We start from the raw sequence: 3,539 nt of genomic DNA on the forward strand, positions 1-3,539 counted from the left end.
ACTTAATAGAATAATTATTATGCAAAATATGACTAACAAAATTATTATTTTTTAAAATGCTATCATAAAGATTAAATCTTAAACATTCTATATTAACATTAGAAATAGTACTGAATGATTTTGACCAGTTATTATTAACAGAAAAATCAAAGCCAATCTTTAATTTTTTCCCAATATTAGAATATACATTGGAAAAATTACTTGAGTCAAAATTATAAGGCCCTTTAGAGATAAAATCAGTGGTATGTATCAAATATATTGTAGAATTATAAGTTGATTTTGGTCTTTCAAAGATGTTATAAAAAGTAAAAGAATTTAAAACTTCCGGTTGTAAACGTGCCGATCCCATTGATTGTTGATTAGGCCTATAACTTAGTGGTGCTCCAGAAAGTTGATATGAATTAGGCAATTCAATGTCTTTCTGATATGAAAATATAAATGTACCAAATTTCGAAGTTGATTTAAAAAAAGAAAATTTAGGTAAAAAATTCCAAATTGTAGAATTCCCACTATATGAAGAATCAATTTTAGAAGTTACAATATACCTAACATGGTCAAGCTTTGCACCTAACATAAAAGTGCCAATATTAAAGTTTTTGGTTAAAGTAATTGACGAAGAAATTAAATATTGATCATAAGAGGTAAATCCAAATAAGTTTGGTGATGTAATCCCAATACCCGAATGAACCAATCCAAATGTTGAATTTGATTGGTATAGTTGATATAGTAAACTGCTTTCAATTGTTAAATTTTTTAAATTAAATTCATTTTTTAACTGTATAGCATTGTTTGGGTTATGTGAAATATTATTAAGAACACTACTATCAATTTTATATACCTGTTTATAATTATACGTATTTTTTATATAATCATTGTTTTCAGAAGCATTAATGCCACCAAGTAAATAAAAAACTAAATTATCTTTTACTTTATATTTTACAGTAAAGTTACCGAAGATACTTGTCGTTATTTTTCTAGTATTACTTTGAAAATAGCTGGTATCATTCTGTGCAGAAAATACATTTGAAAAATTATTAAAAAGAAGGGTTTGCTTATCATAATTAAGTGATACAAAAAATCCGAATTTTGTTGTGGGAGTATATTGTATGCTTACTGAATTAAACATTGGGGATACTGAATAATTTGCTCTATCAGAGGTAGAAAAATTTGAAATATTATTCGTAGATGATTTCCAAATAGCAGTCCTATCTGCAGAATAATCGTTAAAATATTTAGTGCTTGTAAAATTGATAAACAAATACTTCGAAGAGAGATAACTTGAAACTTTATACTCCGAAGTGTTTCTAACTAATCCAAGTCCGGCAGAAAATTCACCGCCAAATGCATATTTGAAATTTTTTTTTGTGATTAGATTTATAATAAATTCATCATCTTTCAATCCTGCAGACAAAGGTGGGTTAAATATAATTTCAATCTTTGCAACAATTTCTAATGGTAAATCTAGGATTACTTCTTTATTACTTTCAACCCCATTTAAATAGTATTTAGCTTTTTTGTAATTGTACAATGTATAATCATTATTATTCAAATGAATACCAGGAATGGTTCGTATAAGGGAATTTGCGGTAGGAGCTATAGCACCATTAACTGAGCTTACATAATATATTTTTTTATTAATGTCTATTTTATTCCTTATGCCTTTTACAACTACTTCGTCAATTTCTTTAACGAATGGCTGCAATCTAATTACACCTATATTAAACATACCTGATTTATTTAATAACAAGTTATTAAAAGAAAAATTAGCTTCTTTAAATAAATTTGTATTTACTTGTAAAATAAATGAAATGTTTTCTTTGGGAATTTTTACTTCAAATTCTCCTTTTTCGTTTGTTAAAAAAGTAACAGTATCTTTTGAAGGTAAATCATAAGTTAAACTAATTTTTAAAAAAGGAATTCCTTCTTTTGATAAACTATCGATTACCTTCCCTTTTATTTTTAGATAAACGCCATTATTATTATCAAATTGCACATTTTCGTTTGTAATATTTTGCGAAAAACTGCTGATGCTTATAAAATAAAATGCAATGATTACAATATATTTTACAAATTTTATTTTCATTTGTTTTTTACGTTTGTTATTAAATAACCATATAATGAAAATGCTATTAATAAAAAGTTAAATGCAATATGTTGCCCCCAAGTTAGCTCTTCAATAAAACCACCACAACTACAAGGCAAATATGGACTATAAACAATCATTAGTATAATATAACCGTTAAAAAGAAGAAGAATAAGAAAGGAAAATAAAAAACCCCATATTTTTAGTCTACTAGAAATTAGCAGTAAAACAATAGCTATTTCAATAAGGATTACAAATATTCCTGTTTCTTTTGTAAACTCATTATAAAGAAAAAGAGACTTAGATAATGTAGCAATAAAATTATTAAAATTAATAATTTTTTGTAGGCTTGAATACAGAAATACAAAAATTAGTACACTAGAAAATATGTGCACCAATTTAAAATTCAAATTTTGATTCATAGATGAAAAGATGTTTTGAGTAAACGAGAAATATTCTGTTTCCGTCTATAAAAAAATCATTGAAAACATCATCATCAAATTTTGGGATATAATAGCTTCCTTGATACTTCACTACATCGCTAATATCATAAACATCAAGTACAATACTTTCATTAAAATTATTATCATCATTATTAGCAGCTACTAATGAATGATTAAAAAGAAATTTACCATTTATGACTTGTGCATTAGGATTACACATTCTAACGGGAGATGCGTATTCTAATCGCCCGGTTCCATTAGCACCAATAAAGGTTACAACAGGACCTTTAGAAATAGTATCTATCAATTTCCCTTTGAAAATCACTTTAAGATTTGAATCTAAAACAAATAGAGAATTTTTATAAAAACAAGTATACACGAGTTTACTATTCCCAGAAATATTTAATATTCCATCATCTACCATATCAATCAAAAATAAATTACTTGTATCAACTTTTTGATAAATTATATTTTGATTCAAATCATTTTTATACTTTAAAAAAGTAAACACAAAATCTTTGTTTATATTCTGTTTTGACTCTGTTTCAAAAACAAAATTAACATCATTAAGTTTCCATCCTTTATTAAATAAAAAGTTTGTTTTAATTTCATTCGTAGCTTGAGAAGCAATATCATATGTATAAATAGTGTTTGTAGCTTCTGAAAATATGTAAATAATACCATTCTTTGCGTCGAGAGAAATATTGCTGGCAGAAATAGGAGTTTTAAAAATTTCATTAATATTAATAGTAGAATTTTCAATTGCAGGGCGGCTCTCAGAAAATCTATAAATTGTATTTCTTGTGAAGTTATGTAAATAAATTTGCTTATTATAATAGCCTAATATTTTATAATTACCATTATATAAATTAACGTTTTGTATTAAAGTTAATTCAGCAATATTATTTTTTTTTCTTTCAAATCCACCTTCTTGTAAACAATAGTCCGGTAGTTAATTAAGCAGCCATAGCGCCTATATTCAGGCACCGGCCGTATAGCTTTCTTATTTTATT

At 25.8% G+C, this 3,539-nt stretch carries 3 protein-coding genes; all 3 read right to left on the bottom strand.

What is annotated here, in order from left to right; translation table 11 throughout:
- A partial coding sequence (locus JK139_RS15325) for a TonB-dependent receptor (protein ID WP_218332148.1) occupies nucleotides 1-2,083 on the bottom strand: 2,083 nt, incomplete at its 3' end.
- Nucleotides 2,080-2,505, bottom strand: coding sequence for a MauE/DoxX family redox-associated membrane protein (locus tag JK139_RS15935; protein WP_394369761.1), 426 nt, complete (start codon nucleotides 2,503-2,505; stop codon nucleotides 2,080-2,082). The genes JK139_RS15325 and JK139_RS15935, both read right to left, overlap by 4 nt.
- Nucleotides 2,483-3,037: a hypothetical protein gene (locus JK139_RS15330; RefSeq protein WP_218332150.1), complete on the bottom strand. Its 555-nt coding sequence runs from the start codon at nucleotides 3,035-3,037 to the stop codon at nucleotides 2,483-2,485. Before JK139_RS15330 ends, JK139_RS15935 begins: the two co-directional genes overlap by 23 nt.
- Nucleotides 3,038-3,539 lie beyond the last annotated feature (502 nt).

It is taken from the genome of Hydrotalea lipotrueae (assembly GCF_019249625.1).
GTDB lineage: Bacteria > Bacteroidota > Bacteroidia > Chitinophagales > Chitinophagaceae > Hydrotalea > Hydrotalea flava.

What these genes read in the sequence shown, in the direction of transcription:
- JK139_RS15935 (WP_394369761.1), bottom strand. Translation starts at nt 2,505, where the DNA reads ATGAATCAAAATTTGAATTTTAAATTGGTGCACATATTTTCTAGTGTA.